The following is a 16,888-nucleotide window of genomic DNA, read 5'->3' as shown; positions in this document are numbered from 1 at the left end:
AATGAACTCAGCAGGGAGAAATCTGCAGGAAAAGGCATGTCCCAAATAATGATTCGGCCAAAATCGCTTTAAAAAATCCTTAAATAATTACAAAAGAGTTAATTCACGGGATAGACATATGCTTGTTTTTCCTTTGCCTCATCACTTATTTGGCCAATAAGCCAATTAGGTGTCGTAGTTTCAGCAAAGTAATATTTTATGCCATCATATAAATAATAGGTAAGTTCTCTATCTGTGGGAATTTGATCATCATTAAACACTATTCCAACAGCCATATGCCCTCCGGCTTCTTCAGACGTTGGATAAAAAATTAATAACGCAACTTGATAACCCATATTTTTTAACATAGATGCAAGTAGAATTGATTTATCTTTGCAATCGCCATTATCTACAATTGTTTGAGCAGGTAATTGGGGCTTATCGGTTATATTATAAGGAATAGCACCCACAAAACTTTGAACAAATTCAGCGGTATGAAAGTAATCATAACTATTCGATTGAGCGATCGCGGATAAACTATTTGCATGATATCCAGCCCACTTATAATTTTTTGGTTCATTTACCCAGGGGGTTAAATTATTGTTTGACTCTAAAGAAGTTGATAGAATTAAATCTTTAATATTTTTTTCCATAGATTTAAGCGTCGCAGCCTGCTCGTATGCATTGCTGCTATAAAAACCATCTACAATATTATTTATTTTTCTATCCCAATCAAGCAGCTCAGTTGGCACAACCACGTGCCATGTATACGTTATATCATTGTATTTCCATTCAAAATCTTTACTTACAGTATTAGCTGGTAGTTCATTTTGTATGGCAGGGACTTCTATAGAGACAGGTAGGTAGGTTGAGTTTGTACTCTGTTGAAGGTGTTGCATCATTCCGCTTATAGTAATGGTTTGTGTGGACGCATCCCAATTTACATCAGCGCCCAGCGCCTCGGCCAGAAACCGTAATGGAATCATTACACGTCCTTCCATCACTTCAGGAGAAACATCCATATGTTTTTTTACCCCGTTTATCAACATGACCTTGTTGCCAACAGAGAATTGAACAACCTGGTTTCCCTTGACAATAACGACTGTCTGCGCCTCATCATTCCACATAATGTTATCATTGGATACGCCTGCCGCAATTGCAGCGAACCTTACAGGCAGATATGTTCTATTATCCTTAATATAAGGGCTTACATCCATATAGTTTACTTGTTGGTCTATAGTATAAGAATTTGAACCGACAGTGAATTTACCGGAGGCGTAAGCCGTATTAAAAGAAATAACCGCAAATGATAAAAACAAAATTAAAGTGCCAATGAATTTATTAAAAGTAGTATCAATTGTCAATTCGAAAAAGACGCTCCCTCCTGTTCCATTTGCTCAAACATCTCTTCAATATTCACCCGGTCGGCCTGCTTGTCCAAAATAGATACAATCGAGTGTCCTTTAGACTGCAGCACCCGCACCACCAGGCCAAACTCCTCCAGATAGGTCTGAGAGTGGCTGCGTGGGGTAATACTGATAATCTTCTTACCCAGTTTTTTTAAAATCTCAAAAACCTGCCGGGAGTTGATCGTATCCAGGTTGGCGTCCCACTCATCAAGCAGCAGGTAACCGCCGCTTTTAATCCCCATATTGTTCTCTTTTACCACCATAATCGCATACATCAGCATCAGCGAAACTGCCGCGTGCTCTCCGCCGGAAAGGCCACCATGCTCATTAACCGTGCGAAAAGCTTTTTCATTTTTCTTGCGGAATTTCAATACCAGGCGACGGCAGCCCTCACCCTGTTCCTTGTTCACATAGTTTAGCTGAGCCTGGTAACCCAGGCGGTCAAGCACTTGTTGGAAGTTGCGAAAAACCGAGCGAACCGAACTGTCTATGAGACCCTCCGCCATTTTATGTTGTTCCGCCACTGCCTGCCTTAACGATGCTGCGGCCTGCTCTGCCTGTCGTTTCTCTTTGATCAGGGTTTCATATTGTTTCTGGGCCAAATGATACTGCTGAGAAGCATTTTCCTGCACCTGCTTTTTCAGAGTGTTGATTATCCTCTTCATTGTGTCACGGGCCAGCTGAAGGCCCGCTCTGTACTCACTTTCCATCTCTATGGCTATTTTTTCAACTTGCACAGCGGCCAGGTAATCCTCGAAGACAGGCATCCAGCCCTCTTCCACTGAATCAAAAAACTTAGCCCTGTATAACACTCTTAATGAGGGCAGCATTTCACCCAGGCTGAGCGCGGTTGCACCGGCATCCAAAAGCAATAGCTCCTTATACCTGGCCTCAGCCTCTTCTTCAACGGGGAGTATAACCAGGTCTTTATGATAACCGGAAAGCTTCTCTTCCGCTTCGGCCAGACCTGCCTGATTTTGTATCTGTCCGTTAATTTTTTCTTTAAGTTCCTCTTCCAGTTTCCTTAAAGCAGATCTTACTTTCTGCCACTCCAGGTCATTTTGCTCCAATTGCAGAGCCAATTCGCGATCTGCTTCCATCAAATCAGCATAATGCCTGGTCAGGTTTCTGGCCTCCTCTTCCTGCTCCTGATAAAGAGCATGAAAGGACCAGTCAACTGTGCTGTGCCTGTCCACTATTTTTCTGAAGCTACCCGCCTGCTCCTCTGCCTGCCTCAATTCATTTTCTTTGGCCTCAATAGCATGTCTTTCCAAGTACTGCTGAGAAACACGAAGTTTATCCAAATCGACCTTAAGTACAGACAGAGTATTCTCCAGGGTCTTTTTATCCTGACTTTTAATCAAATCTGCTTGAGCCTGCCAGACTGCCGCCAGTTCCGCTTTCAGCCTGTCTATTCTATCTGAGGCTTCTGTCCGGCGGCGCTGCCAGTCCTTAACCGACACCTCAATCGCATCAATCACCTGCCGGTAATCCTCATACAGCCTGGCAGTTTCCTCCAACAAGGTAAAAAGCGATATTTGGGCGGTGGTTTCCATGGGCTCCATTTCCCTGAAGTACCTGCGAAATTCTTCCAAACGGTGTTTTATCTGCCCAATATTTTTCCTGTGCTGCTCCTGTTCAGCTTTAAGCACCCCCAGCAGCCTGTTTTGCTCAGCCGAAAGCTTATCTACTTCTTTATAGTCCTCTTCTTTGACTCTCAACTGTTCTTCCAGATCATAATACCGGTTGCGCTTCTCCATCCACTCCTGCAACCGTTCTGCAAGACGGCCCAACTCAGACCGAAGGCTTTTCAGCTCCTCCAGTAAAATTGTAAGGCGTTCGGCTCTGCTGACTATTGAGGCATGTTCACTTACCAGGCGTTCTAAATAGGAAGGAATTTCAGTTTGGGAAATTTGCTCGACTGCCAAAGAATCCTCGACAATCAAAGAAGCTTTCAGGCTATGTAAAACGGCCTGCACCCTTTTCAGCACCTGGAGCCGGTAGGAGGCCCGCTCTAAGGCTTCTTGCAGTGATTCCTCCTTTTGCTGTAAAACCGATAAGTTTTCCGACAAAACGCTGCTTTCCCGTGCCAGCCGCTCTCGCTCCGACAGCATACCTGCCAGAGCTTGCAGCCTTTCCCTTGTTTGCTCCTGTTCCTTCTCCAAATCAGAGATGCCCGACTCTATACGGATTATCTCAGCGGCATTTGCTTCACGTAAAGCAGCCATGCGGTAACGGTGATTTTCCCTGGCGGTAAGGCTTAAAAAATAAATTGCCTCCTCAGGATCGTAGCCACGACAACCCAGCCGATCCTTTAAATAACCCTCGGGTGTCAGTAATTGTGCGGCCTCTTTTAACCAGCTGACAGCTCTGGCGGCAGCATCACCGGATATTTCCGGCACCTTGCTCAATAAAATTCCCCTGTTTTCCGGCTGCAAAATCTCATCTTTGATTTTTAGGCCAAAGGGCAGCGGTTCCTCTAAAGATGACGGGGCATAATCAAACAGTCCCACATGGTAATATTCTCCTGAGGGCTGCAGTTCATCGCTTACTGCTTCCGTAAACAGCGCATATTTTATTAACGAAAGACGTTTTTCCCTCTCCTGCTGATTTTCCGCTCCGGCAAGTTCAAATATTTCGTCAAAACGAAAGGAGCCAGCCGACTGTCGGGACACAGCTTTCTCCTGTGCCTGGTTATAGACACCCCTGCTGTAATTCTCCGACAGAAGGTCTAAACGGCGGCCTTCCTCAACAAGAACAGTTCGCTCAGCCACCAGCTCCTTTAAATTTTGAGACATGACCGACAACTGGGAATGATACTGCGCCAAACTCAAAGGATATTTTTTTAAGATTTTCTCAACTTCCGTCCGTGCTTCACTTTTTTCTGAGAGGGCAGTGCGATAAGCTTCCAATTGCCCGGATACCCTGCCTGCTTCCGTCTTTAATCTCTCATAACTCTCTTCCTCCGCCGGTAAAGCAGTCTCCAGCAGCCGGTAAACACGACCCAACAAATCCCTGTGCTTTTCTGCTTCCTGCTCGGCCTTACGCTGGCTCCGGCTCAGTTCTTGTCTTTCCTCTTCCAGATCAGCAAACTTCTTTTCAATTTCTGCTAAAGGCTCCTGCTCCATTCTTAACTTAATTACCTGCTTTTCCGCTTGGAGACGTTCTGCTTCGATTTTTTGCTCCTCCAAAAGCCGATTTATATCTGACAGCTTGACATCCATTTCCTGCAGGTCTTCCTGCAACATGTCCCGGTGCTTTGACAGCAAAAAGAGATAAGCGGCCAGTTTATTCAGCAGCCTTTCTTTTCTGACTGTTTCAGCTTCGGCAGCGGCTTCAGACGACTTAATCTCATCGGCAGACCTTTCTATCTCTTCCTCCAATCGTTCAGGAGAAGCCTTTTCCCTTAAAACCAGTTCCGCCGCCACCAGCAGTTGCTTTAATTCTTCCAGTTCTTTATCTTTCATTTCGATATCCGCCTGCAGCGCAACGCTTTCATGCCCCAGTTTTTCAATCTGCTCCCGGCTTTGCCTGAGAGATACTTTCAGCAGAGCAATTTCCCCGTTTAACCGCTCCAAACTTCTCTGTATTTCCTCTACCGAAGTGTCCTCGTTTTTCAGTTTATCCAGAAGATCACGGATTTCAAAATAGCGCTTTTCGTTATCACGCAAAAAATCATCCGCTGTTTTCCGGCGAAGGCGCACCTGTTCCAATTCCTCTTCCAGCTGCCTGCGCCTCCCGGTCAGCTGCCGGTATTTTTCCTGAAAAGTTTTATCCTGACCTGCTAAAACCCCGGACCTCTGCTCCAAATCCTGTGCTGCCTCTTTAGACTGCTGCAGTTCAACCTGCAGCTTTCGGCAGGTTTCATCCAGCTTAATGCGAGCTTCCTCATTGAAACACTGCAGGGCATTAACACGCCCCAGGTAAGCCGAAACTTCCAAATAAAGCAGGTTGTCCCTCTCTTCTTTACGCTCCTTGTCAATTTCCAGCTTTCTTAAATCAGCCTGCTGGTTCTGCAGGCGCAAGGTGAGTTTCTCCAGCTCAGCCTCCCGGTTGGCCTGCTCCAGTAAATTCTTATCCAATGCCAGTATATCCTTGGTCAAGTCCATCATATCGGCAAAATACTGAAAGCGCTCGGTATCCTTAATCTTAGTAAACTTATAGGTCTCACCTTGCTTCCAATAAAGCAAATAGCGCTTAGGGGAAATGCCCATTTTAACCAGCATTTCGTCAAACTGTCCTAAAGGCATGTGCTTGTGCAAACCCTCATTGCTGAAACGGTAGGATTTCCACACGGACAGATCATCGCTTTCACGAATTACGAAAAGCTTTTTGGCTACCCGGTTTACTTCCCGGTTCCGATCGGTATAGCCCTGGAAACGGCCTTCTATCTCAATGTAACGCGAATAATCCTCCAGCGAACCGTCATTGTAAAATAATATTTTCCCGGCAAACTCCCAGGGCTCTTCAGGGGTAAAAAGCCGGTTGGTAGAAATCAAATCCTGCGGTGCGGCATCATCCCGCTGGGCGTTCAACAGGCACATGAAAACCGTAGCCAGGGTGGACTTTCCCGTACCGTTTAAACCGCCTACCAGAACATTGTCACGGTAAAAACGCTCTATCTCATCTTCGGCTCTGGCGGCCCGGCTGAAATAGATCTTTGTTTTGGTAAAGTCCCTCGCATTTTCGAAGGACATTTCAACAGGGTAAAGCAAAGTTCTCCCACCTCATTGTTTTATTGAATCTTGTTTATTATAACTCACAAAAATACCACCCAAAATCATATTTGCCAGAATTTATATTTAGCTTCTACAAGAAATTATTCTTAACCAACTTTTAAGGATTAAGCGATATCGTTAAATATCCTCGAAATTTTGTCCTTTCATGCTATTATATCAGGTTTAACCGGCAGAATATATTTGTTTTGAGAACTATAACTATATTTCAATTTACTTATTAATAAAGGTTATGTTAATATGATAATTGATTAACTCGTTAAGAGGAAATATACATTGAGGGAGGCTTATGGATGAAAAAGAGAAGTTTTCTAAGTATTATTTCATTGCTGCTCGGTTTATTTTTACTGGCAGGCTGCAGTCAGAACCAGCAGGCACAGACAGAACAGATTAAGGACACTGAGGGTCAGGCATATTCCATTAAAATTGGCGGCTCCAGCACCCTGTCACCGGTTATAGCTAAATGCGCAGATAATTTTACAGAAAAATATAAAACATGGAATAAAATAGATCCCAAATTGCCTGAAGAAGCAATTACTATATTTGTTTCCAGCGGCGGTTCCGGCTTTGGAGTTAAATCCACTATTAACGGTACAGTTGATATCGGCTTAGCCTCACGGGAAATTACGAACTCCGAGAAAGAAAAAATGGCAAAGGGCAACATTTTTAAGATGGGCTCGGATGCTTTGACTATTGCTGTCAATCCCCAGAACCCTGTGCTAAAAGTGAAACCTAATTTAACAGCCGACGAAATTAAGCGCATCTTCTCCGGTGAAATAAAAACCTGGAAGCAGTTAGACCCCGGCCTTTCTGACACACCCATTGTTATAGCAGTGAGAGACCTTGGCGGCGGGGCCAGTCAAGTATTCGATGAATTAGTTATGAAGGGGACACCTGTAGCTAAGGAAGCGCTTCAACTGCCTTCCATGGGTGCTTTAGCCGGCAAAGTGATGGAAAATGCAAATGCCATCGGTTATGTTTCCGTCGGTCTGGTAACGCAAAATCAAAATAAGCTTGCTGTGCTCAAGGTTGATGGAATTGAACCTACAGTAGAAAATATAGCCCTGGGCAAGTACAAAATTGCGCGTCCTCTGTTATTGTTAACAAAGGACAAACCGGATGCCCGGCAGCAGCTTTTTATTGATTATCTTTTATCCGCTGATGGTCTTAAAATAGTTGAGGATATGGGATTTATACCGCCGGCTTCCAGGCAATAAAAGTATTTTAAATCAATGCAATTTTATAAATATTTTTATTAGATTAGGAAAATGAAATTATTTCAATCTACATCTTTTGAAAATAATATACAGTCTCTGGAGAAATATTTAATATCCCGAGTGGGTAGTTGAGTTATCAACTACCCACAAATTATTAAGGCGAGAGATGAATGCATGAATATTTTTAAAAATCGAAGCAAGTTATTAGATCGACTTATGGATATATTTTGTCTGGCAATATCTATATGTGCCACACTTTTGCTGCTGGCCGTTATTGCTTTTATGATCCGGGAAAGCGGTCCGGTTTGGTTGACGGCAGGACCGGTAAAAATTATCACCGGTACAGAATGGAACCCTGTGCTCAAGCCACCTCAATTGGGGATTGGAACTATGATCTGCAGCACCTTGTGGACATCTCTGGGTGCAATTTTCCTGGCTTCACCCCTTGGTTTTGGCGGAGCGGTTTTTTTATCGGAATTTGCTCCGGACTGGTTGGCTGGAATAATTAGACCTGTATTAAATATTTTAACGGGAATACCCTCTGTAGTATATGGTTTTCTGGGAGCAACTGTATTGGTAAAGTTTTTCGAATTTTCTTTTCATATGGCCAGCGGTGAATCTTTATTTTGCGCCTCGCTAGTATTAACAGTGATGGTTTTACCCTATATTGTAGTTGCCTCAGAATCAGCCCTGCGCTCGGTTCCCTCAGAATACAGGCAAGCGGCACTGGCCTTAGGCGTTTCAAAGCAATACTTAACCTTTAGAGTATTGCTGCCACTGGCTAAGAAAGGTTTACTGGGAGCATTAATCTTAGGATTTGGACGGGCAGCCGGGGAAACTATGGCGGTTTTAATGCTGGCCGGCAACAGCTTGCTGATGCCCACATCCTGGTTCAGCAGGGGAGAACCACTTTCCGCTTTAATTGCACTGGAAATCGGCACGTCTGAGGTTGGCAGCCCGCAATACCAGGCACTGTTTGCCGCGGGTCTAATACTCTTAAGCTTTATTATTGGCATTAACCTGTTCCTGACTTTTCTCAGGCGTCCGGTTGGAAATGAGGTGAGAAAAAGTTGACGGTCAGGAAATGGCTGGACCGACTGTGGCTGGCAGTTTTTTGGGGAGCAGGCCTGCTTATACTGGTTATACTGTTCAGCATATTGGGCTACCTGTTTTATCGCGGCTGGCCTTCCCTATCCATTGAGTTCTTAACCCTAACGCCCAAAGGTTTGCCCCTGGGTTCGGAAGGAGGAGTATGGCCGGCCATTACCGGCACTGTTTATCTGGTATTGATAGCAGTTGCCGCTGCGGGTATTCCCGGAATTACTGCCGCTATCTATCTGGTTGAGGGCAAAGATAATCAAAAATTTAAACAGACAATAAACTTAATTGTGCAGTGCATGGCAGGAATCCCTTCGATTATTATCGGCTTATTCGGCTATTCCCTCTTAGTGGTTTACCTGGGCTTTGGAATATCTTTACTGGCAGGTGGACTGACCCTTGGCATCATGATATTCCCGCTTATTCTGATTACTGCCAGAGATGCTCTTTCAGCTGTTAATGAAAATTACCGGCTGATAGGAATATCTCTTGGCGTATCTCGCCGCTACATTTTAGCCAGAATAATTTTTCCTCAGGCAATGCCGTCAATCTTAAGCGGGCTGCTGCTGGCCATGGGTTATGCAGCCGGTGCCACGGCACCTATAATGGTTACGGCTGCCGTTATTTCCGCCGGTTCACCCGGCTCCTTATTGGAACCGGTTATGGCTTTGCCTTATCATCTATATACTTTGTTCAGCCAGCAAATATCGCTGGATAAAGCCTACGGTACCGCCCTGCTGCTGGTGCTTTTGCTGCTGGCAATAAATATTACGGCCTTATGTCTGCGCGGCTGCAAAAGAAAAGGAGTTTAACTAAGGAGCTTATTTATGTCTGTTCATCTTAAGAATTTATGTGTCTTTTTTAATGGCACTCCGGTTTTAAAGAAAATCAACCTGGAATTTAAAGAACAGGTTATCTACGCTATTGTCGGACCATCAGGCTGCGGTAAAACTACCCTATTAAGGAGCATAAACAGGACAGCCGAGCTGGACAGGGGTTTTAGCTGCAGCGGTGAAATTTTACTGTACGGTAAAAATATATATCAGGAAAGAGATGCGGCAGAAATACGCCGCAAAATAGGCATAGTCTTTCAAACGCCGGTTGCTTTGCCTTTAAGCATCAAAGAGAACGTGATTTTCGGGATAAGATACCTGGGAGGGGCAAATAATAAGCAGTTAAATTATACAGCTGAGCATTGTTTAAAACAAGCCGGCCTATGGCAGGAAGTTAAAGATAAACTGCATAAACCGGCCCGGGAACTTTCAGGCGGTCAGATACAAAGACTATCCATAGCCAGAACACTGGCGGTTAACCCTGAAGTATTATTGCTGGATGAGCCCTGTTCTAATTTAGACCCGGTTTCTGCAAAATTAATAGAAGAATTATTATTAAGCCTGTCCAACCGGCTAACTGTTATTCTTGTCACACACAATCTTTTTCAGGCTCGAAGAATAGCGCAGAATACAATTCTTATGTCAGTCGGCTGTGTTGTTGAAAGCGGGCCGACTGAAGTAATGTTCTCCACCCCTGATCGGCAGGAAACAAAGGATTATTTCTCTGGATTAATATGGTGAAAAAGCAGAGAATAAATAAGTTTATGGTCCTAACTGCAGAATAGTCAAAGCCCCGGTAAGTTACCGGGGCTTTGACTATCAACTCTGCCCATTCAAAAGCATTCTGTATAAGGGTCTTCAAGTCTAAAACCACTGAATAGGCAAATAGTATCTCTCTAAAATCTTTAGATGTGATGCAAAGGATCTGGCTATTAACGGGTTAGCTGCCGCCGCAGGCAAACCCAACTCGGCCAATACCTGCTTTAAGAATTCTTCATCTACCTTTGCCTGTTCACCGCCGGACACTTTGACAACGGCATCGTCAATTCTCTTTAAATAATGCAGTGCTTCGTCCATTAGCCCGCGAGCCTGTTTACTGTCCCTGGGCTCGTCCCAGGCGGCCAAAAGCAATTCAAATTTCTCATTCTTCAGCCTCTTAACGGAACTTACCAAGGCCATAACATCATCATAGATTGGCATGTCTCCCGCTAAAGGGACGACATCACCGGAGAAAAGCACCTTATCCTTGGGCAATAAAAGTGAAACAGAACCTTTGGAATGACCGGGAGAATAAATTACTTCCAGGTGCAAAACTTCGTCCAGTTTCAGCACGCTGCCGTATTCAAGAATAAGATCCACTTTGGCCGAACCGCCCACAAGGTTATGAAAACCGGGAACCGGTCGCTCTTTAACCTGCAATTCCACATCCTCAAGCCAGGGAACTTCCGCACGGTGAATTGCTACCTTACAACCGGTGGCGTTTTTGATTGCCCTTGTTGCGCCGATATGATCGGGATGAGCGTGAGTCTGAACCAGCAGTGAAATCTCCTCCGGTCTTCGCCCTGTTTTTTTAATGTAATCAAAAATAAGCTCCTCCGCACCGGTCACCCCGCTGTCAATAAGGCATATCTCTTTGCCGTATATGAGATAGGCATATACAAACCGGTCAAGCGCGACACCGCTCGGCAGCTTCACTTGAAAAGGTATTTTCAAAGCATGAACATGTTCAGAAACCTGCATTTTACATCCCTCCACGACTCATAAATTTTTATTTTCAATAAATTTCTTATTTTCAAGGCTTTAAGAACCCCAAAATGTTGGTTGAAACTCAATTTACCATGAAAAAAGAATTACTTCCATGTTTTATATATTCGCCATTATAACATTAGTTATCGAAAGATCTCACCTAAATTTATCTCGAGACCGGGCAATAAATTAGAAGTTAAGATGTCCTCCCGATCAAATACTCCAATCCATTTCCATTCTTTTTCTCCTGCAACAAGAACTTCAACTAACTGCTGATCCGGATCTGCCAGCCAATACTCTTTAACTCCATTTCTAAAATATAACCGGCTCTTTTTCTTCCTATCATACCTGGCCGTAGACGGAGACAATACCTCAACTACCAGGTCCGGTGCGCCCTGAATATTCATTTCTCCAACAATAGTTAGTCTCTCTTTGGCAACAAAAAATACATCCGGGGCAACAACTTCCTCTTCCAGATAAACGTCCACATCTCCATTAACTTCCCCGAGGTTATTCATAAGTACAAAACGGTCTAAGTTTGCAAAAAACCTATTGGCAATTTTCTGGTGTTTAGTCCGTGGCCGCGGAACCAAAATCAATTCCCCCTCAATTAACTCATAACTCTGGCCGTCATCTAACTTTAAATAATCCTCAATAGTATATTTTTTGCCGGTTGAAACAGTTGGCACATTCAAACCCACCCTTCAAACCTCTTTTATCTGTTACTTAATGCAGATAATTTTGATAGAATATCATTATGTGCGAAGAGTTTAGCGCTGCAGTTTAATATATTTGCGCAATAAACCAGCAATTCAATAATATCGCTGCCATAATTAAAATAAAGAAAGCTGGTAATCAGTTGCCTCTGCCCCCAGTTCCTCCGGTCTGGGAATTACCTTTCGATAAAACTCCAAAATCACATCCAGATCATAATTTTTATTCAATGTAACATCCGTCATTTTCTTCAGAAAAAGAGGAGTCATAAAAGCATCGCCGATTTTTGTGACACGGTAAATTTCGTCATCTTCTTTTACCAGGTTATAGTCCAGCAGCGGCTTCAGTGCGGCCAGCACCTTTTGACGGGGATTCTCCACCAGGGACGAATCAACAATCTCCAGCAAATCTAAAAGTCTAGTCTGAGGATGGCCCAAAGCCCTCTGCTGGTAGTACATGAACAAAAACAAAAGAAGCGTTTTCACCGGAATTCGGTCAAGCAAAACCACAGGATCAACCGTCTGCACGTAAACATATCTGTTCAAAATGTCGTCATATAATACCTGTGCCGGGACAGTCTCTTCCTTTAACACAAGATTACATACTTTTATAAATGCTTCCAAATCGCGATTATCCGTGATTTCCAGCATCTTTTTAATATCCTGTCTGGTTACACCTGTATGATGGCGCATCAAGCTGACATTTCCGGTAGCCGCTATAAACTGTACCACCCTTTTTTGCCTCGGAGTAAGATAAAGATCACCGCTCATAAGATAACTCCTTTTACTAAACTATTTTACAAAAAATATATATTGCCGAAATTGTTTATTCTTCTTCCTTCTTCAAAAACTTTTTATACTGCATCCTGTCATAACCTTCCAAAAGCTTTCTCTGAGGAAACTTCACCAACTCTTGGCCGGTCAGCACCCAGGGGTACCCGGCAGGAACCAGGAAAGACCAGTCCAGAGGACGATGACGCGGCTGCCGGCGTTTTTCCAGGTCAATTTCCAGCAAACCGAGCTTTTGCATATAAGTCAAAAAGTCCAAAAATACCGAGGCATTAAATCTATCTTCACCGGGCAGAGATAGAATCCAATCCTGCACGGTATCTTCCTCCTCCGGGTGGTTCAGTACAAAGCCGGTAATGTCCTGAAAAGCCCGGTCATAGAAATTCTCCCGGTCCAGCACAGCTTCCTCTCTTTCCAGGTGATTGATCTCTTCCAGTGTCAGGTACTGCGGTTCCGGCACGTCCAGCAAGGTTTCTCCGTCCAGCAGCGGGCCGCGACGTGCCGCGCCACTGAAATCAATTTCAGACTGTTCGGCCATTTTAATGGTTTTATATATATCATGAGCCGACATACCGCCCCAGATTTTCACGGGCAGATAGGCCAGCGATCTTTCGTTTTGCTCCACTTCCATCTGTAAAATAATCTCATAAACAGACTGCACTCCGGCTTGCTCCTTGATAAATTCCTCCTTGATTTTTTGCAATAAGGAGGCTTGGAATTTTTCCGGAGCAATAGGAGAATGGGCAATTTCAGCTGAGGCAATTTCAATCGCCCTAATTACCTCACCAAGACCCTCCTGGCAGACAGAAGTAGCTTCATTTAAGACGGCATTGACATAGTGATACTTTAAACGAAAATCGTCAATTCTCTCCAATACTGTTTCTGTCCGGACATATTTTTCAATACGGGCTACAGATTCCTCCATCAAATCCTTCAACTTTAAGATTTCCTCTACAGCAGTTTTTTTCTGCACGTAGAGGGGAATATTCTTCCTTACCTGAGCGGTAAGATTTTGAATAGCGTACAGCAAGGTTAAAAACTCCGGCTCTGTATCCATATCCAGCTGCTGCAGCATTTCCAGTTTCAAACCGGTCAGTTGGGATAAAAATATGGCCTTTTGCAGCTCGTCTTTCTGGTGAAAGAGAAAATTTTGCTGGGTCAAGTCAAATAGAAAGGATATCATGCGAATTCCCAGTTCAGTAACCATATAACTGTCCTGTGTTTTCAAAAGCCAGCCCACTGTCTGCATACGTCCAATTAACAGCGACAACCGCCCTTCCGGAGGCTTGCGACCGAATCGATGCTGAAAACGGTTGGCCAGGCTGTTTTCGTGCCGGATCCTGTCATCAGGAGAAAAGGCAGACTGAAAAATTAGATACATAACCCGAAAGAAATCCAGCTGCCATTCAAATTGCCCGTGCTCGCCATATAAAAAGTCTGTAATGCGGCTCAAGTTGGCCAGGTCGTTAAAGCTTTGCTGAAGGGCATCACGATTGTTCTCGTCAAAGGAAAGAAAGGACATCGTTCCTTGCATACTGTTTCACCCGCTTTTCATATAGCCATAATAATCATTATAACCTTTTTTTCATACCCGGTCATGTATTAGAATTAGAAAAAGGGGTGATTGCATGCTGCCGGAAAACATTGTGCTGTATTTGCAAAAATATCTTGCCAGAGATGAGACAATTAGCTCTAAAGACGCAACCATAAGGGATCGAGTCTATAGTCTGTCGGCCAAAACAATAAAATCAAGAGTATCCTATACGAGCAAAATATTTGAATTATCCGGAGAAGCTTCGCCCAGTATTCCGCCCGCCTTTCAGGGCAGCCGCTGGCAAAACAAAAAGACAGCGAAACAGCTGAAAAACTGGCTTAATTACCGGAATTCATCCCTTTCCTTTGAACTCAATATACGCAACTGGGTGGAAAACGGTTTACTCATTCGGGTTATCGAACTGGCTAACCGGGGCACTTCCAGCAAAGGCGTATATTTCATTCCGGGGCTGCCCTTGATAGAAAGCTGGAATAAAAAGGAGCTGTCTGAAAATAACGCCAACCGCAAAGAAGCTGATAAATATATGCTGCGCCTGGAAGCACTGGTCAACCCTTACGACCACCCGGGTTTTGAAAAAATCAGGAATTTTGCCCGTCGGGAAGTCAGGCAAAATCTTCGTGTAGATAAAAGAGCGGAATTTTTATTATCACTGCTAAGCGCCGCCCAAACCATGCCTTTTTTCGATTGGAAGGAAATCGGTACCTTTTCCGAGACAGAAAATATGCGCAACGCCGCCAGCAAGACTTATGACGGCAAGCGCACACTGTACCAGACACTGCTGGAGGAAATATTACAGGACAGTCCTGAAGCTATAGGGCTAACCACGGTATCAGGCAACTATGCTTTAAGCTTCTCTGCCCGCTGCCGTATAGATTTTACATTTGGCCGCTGGGATTTCAACGAATGCCCCGTTATATCCAACATATCCGGCGAAGAAATAGCTGAAATAATCTCACTGCAGGCCAAAGATGTACACACACTATTTTTAACCGAGAACAGGGCTGTGCTGAGAAAACTGGCGGGTCACATGCCACATGAAAAACGCCGCCACGTGGGAATGATTGCTTTCGACGGTCAGATTCGCTCCGCTGTCTATAATTTCCTTAAAATTTGGCAGGCTGCCGGCTTAAATAAGCTGCTTGTCTGGACTGATTTCGACCAGGCAGCTATATATATGCTAAAAAAATTGTACGGCCTTGGATTTGCGGACTTTAATGTTTTAGTTCCCAAAGAAGACGAATTAACGCTTTTAGATTATCCTCAGGCTATCAGTATGCTGGAGGAATTTATAAAAGAAAACATGCTGGTGGAGCAGGAATCCTACTTAAAGGATATGAGACTGCTGCAAGAATTGATTTTTAATTGTTAGACACACATATATTACAGGTCCCTAATATAAAATTATTTCATTTGAATAATAAATTACTATCATGTTAAAATGTCATTGGTGTGTTATAGCTGCAGACTATACCTGTTTTAAATAAAGAAAACTGTTTACCTATCCATATATAATATCTAATCTAAAGCGAGGTGCACTTATGACAACTGACTACCGACCCATGTGGGAATCCGTGGGACTGGACCTAGAGGCCCACGACCAACTGCTGCAGGCCCTTCCCCCTGCCTACGGAGAAGTTTATATGAACCAGTTCAACCGCCCGGCAGGCATGGAATACTTTGATTTTGTCGTCAGTGAAATACACGGCTTGCGCATCCATGAGCTACAGCAGCATAAAGCGGCGGGAGGCAAAGTAATCGGCACTTTCTGTGTTTTTGTACCTGAAGAAATAATTCGCGCGGCAGGCGGCATCTGCATCGGCCTTTGTTCCGGCATAGAAATAGGCACTGCCCAGGCAGAAAAAGTCCTGCCCAGAAATATTTGCCCGTTGATTAAATCCTTTATGGGTTTTAAACTGGCTAAAGTCTGTCCCTATTTTGAGTCCTGTGACATGGTGGTGGGGGAAACCACCTGTGACGGCAAAAAGAAGGCCTTTGAGATTTTAAACGACTACATCCCGGTGCACGTTATGGAAACGCCTCAAATGAAAAGGGAAAAAGACAAAAGCCTGTGGCATAGCGAAGTACAGGATTTGCTGAACCGTACAGAAGAATTGACCGGCCAAAAAATTACGGAAGAAGCACTGCTGCAGGCTATTAAAGACGTTAACGGCAAAAGAAAAGCCTTACTGCGCTTATCTGAACTGAGAAAGAACAACCCCGCTCCGATCAGCGGAAAGGATTGCCTGCTTATTGAACAAATTGCCATGTATGACGATGTAAGCAGGTTTACCCAAAAAGTCAATGAGCTTTGTGATGAATTGGAAGAAAGGGTAAAAAACAGTCAGGGAGTTAAGGAAACAACCGCTAAACGCCTTATCGTGACCGGCACCCCTATGGCCATACCTAACTGGAAAATTCCTCATATAATTGAAGAGAGTGGAGCAGTCATAGTAGCGGAGGAACTCTGCACCGGTTTACGATATTTCGAGAACCTGGTTGCTGAGACAGGAGAAAACATGGACCAGACAGTCGAACAAATAGCTGCCAGATACCTCAACATCAACTGTGCCTGCTTCACACCTAACGAAGGCAGAATGGAAAAATTGCTGCAGCTGGCAGAGGAGTACAAGGCTGACGGAATTATTCACTGTGCCCTTACCTTCTGTGATCCATATGCCGTAGAGGCCAATCGGGTGGAAAAAGTGTTAAAAGAAAAAGGCATCCCACTTTTAAGAATTGAAACCGATTATGGCCAAGAAGATGTCGGCCAGCTGAAAACACGTATAGAAGCATTTTTGGAGTTGATTGGTTAA

Annotated in this window: 12 protein-coding genes; 6 read left to right on the top strand and 6 right to left on the bottom strand. The window is 44.1% G+C overall.

Annotation, left to right across the window (positions count from 1 at the left end; translation table 11 throughout):
- Positions 1 to 98: 98 nt before the first annotated feature.
- Together DTOX_RS00655 and DTOX_RS00650 are read right to left on the bottom strand one after the other, a co-directional pair.
- Positions 99 to 1,343, bottom strand: a complete 1,245-nt coding sequence (locus DTOX_RS00655; RefSeq protein WP_012813545.1) for a stalk domain-containing protein — start codon at positions 1,341 to 1,343, stop codon at positions 99 to 101.
- Complete coding sequence (locus DTOX_RS00650) at positions 1,340 to 6,103, bottom strand: chromosome segregation ATPase (RefSeq protein WP_012813544.1); 4,764 nt, start codon at positions 6,101 to 6,103, stop codon at positions 1,340 to 1,342. The genes DTOX_RS00655 and DTOX_RS00650 overlap by 4 nt, the downstream gene beginning before the upstream one ends.
- Positions 6,104 to 6,417: 314 nt before the next feature.
- Here DTOX_RS00650 and DTOX_RS00645 point away from each other — a divergent pair, with 314 nt between their 5' ends.
- The 4 genes from DTOX_RS00645 to DTOX_RS00630 all read left to right on the top strand — a co-directional run bounded on the left by DTOX_RS00645 (position 6,418) and on the right by DTOX_RS00630 (position 10,013).
- A complete protein-coding gene (locus DTOX_RS00645; RefSeq protein ID WP_012813543.1) occupies positions 6,418 to 7,341 on the top strand; it encodes a phosphate ABC transporter substrate-binding protein in 924 nt (307 codons plus the stop codon).
- A gap of 174 nt (positions 7,342 to 7,515) precedes the next feature.
- Positions 7,516 to 8,415 (top strand): phosphate ABC transporter permease subunit PstC, encoded by a 900-nt coding sequence (gene pstC / locus DTOX_RS00640; RefSeq protein WP_012813542.1) that lies wholly within the window; start codon positions 7,516 to 7,518, stop codon positions 8,413 to 8,415.
- Complete coding sequence (gene pstA / locus DTOX_RS00635) at positions 8,412 to 9,251, top strand: phosphate ABC transporter permease PstA (protein ID WP_012813541.1); 840 nt, start codon at positions 8,412 to 8,414, stop codon at positions 9,249 to 9,251. The genes pstC and pstA overlap by 4 nt, the downstream gene beginning before the upstream one ends.
- Positions 9,252 to 9,266: 15 nt before the next feature.
- Entirely contained in the window at positions 9,267 to 10,013 is a 747-nt protein-coding gene (locus DTOX_RS00630; protein ID WP_012813540.1) for a phosphate ABC transporter ATP-binding protein, read from the top strand.
- Positions 10,014 to 10,136: 123 nt separating this feature from the next.
- Here DTOX_RS00630 and DTOX_RS00625 read toward each other — a convergent pair whose 3' ends face one another.
- The 4 genes from DTOX_RS00625 to DTOX_RS00610 all read right to left on the bottom strand — a co-directional run bounded on the left by DTOX_RS00625 (position 10,137) and on the right by DTOX_RS00610 (position 14,054).
- Complete coding sequence (locus DTOX_RS00625; protein WP_012813539.1) at positions 10,137 to 11,012, bottom strand: MBL fold metallo-hydrolase; 876 nt, start codon at positions 11,010 to 11,012, stop codon at positions 10,137 to 10,139.
- 149 nt (positions 11,013 to 11,161) lie between these two features.
- Complete coding sequence (locus DTOX_RS00620; protein WP_042316427.1) at positions 11,162 to 11,707, bottom strand: Uma2 family endonuclease; 546 nt, start codon at positions 11,705 to 11,707, stop codon at positions 11,162 to 11,164.
- A gap of 144 nt (positions 11,708 to 11,851) precedes the next feature.
- Positions 11,852 to 12,502 carry a hypothetical protein gene (locus DTOX_RS00615; protein ID WP_012813537.1) on the bottom strand — a complete coding sequence of 217 codons (651 nt, stop codon included), beginning with the start codon at positions 12,500 to 12,502 and terminating at the stop codon, positions 11,852 to 11,854.
- 55 nt (positions 12,503 to 12,557) lie between these two features.
- Positions 12,558 to 14,054, bottom strand: coding sequence for a hypothetical protein (locus tag DTOX_RS00610; RefSeq protein ID WP_012813536.1), 1,497 nt, complete (start codon positions 14,052 to 14,054; stop codon positions 12,558 to 12,560).
- Positions 14,055 to 14,148: 94 nt separating this feature from the next.
- Here DTOX_RS00610 and DTOX_RS00605 point away from each other — a divergent pair, with 94 nt between their 5' ends.
- Both DTOX_RS00605 and DTOX_RS00600 read left to right on the top strand, forming a co-directional pair.
- Entirely contained in the window at positions 14,149 to 15,444 is a 1,296-nt protein-coding gene (locus DTOX_RS00605) for a DUF2399 domain-containing protein (RefSeq protein WP_012813535.1), read from the top strand.
- 169 nt (positions 15,445 to 15,613) lie between these two features.
- A complete protein-coding gene (locus DTOX_RS00600; RefSeq protein WP_012813534.1) occupies positions 15,614 to 16,888 on the top strand; it encodes a double-cubane-cluster-containing anaerobic reductase in 1,275 nt (424 codons plus the stop codon).

It is taken from the genome of Desulfofarcimen acetoxidans DSM 771 (assembly GCF_000024205.1).
Lineage (GTDB): Bacteria > Bacillota > Desulfotomaculia > Desulfotomaculales > Desulfofarciminaceae > Desulfofarcimen > Desulfofarcimen acetoxidans.
Note: the sequence above shows the minus strand (reverse complement) of the source record. Positions and strands in the feature narration are given on the sequence as shown.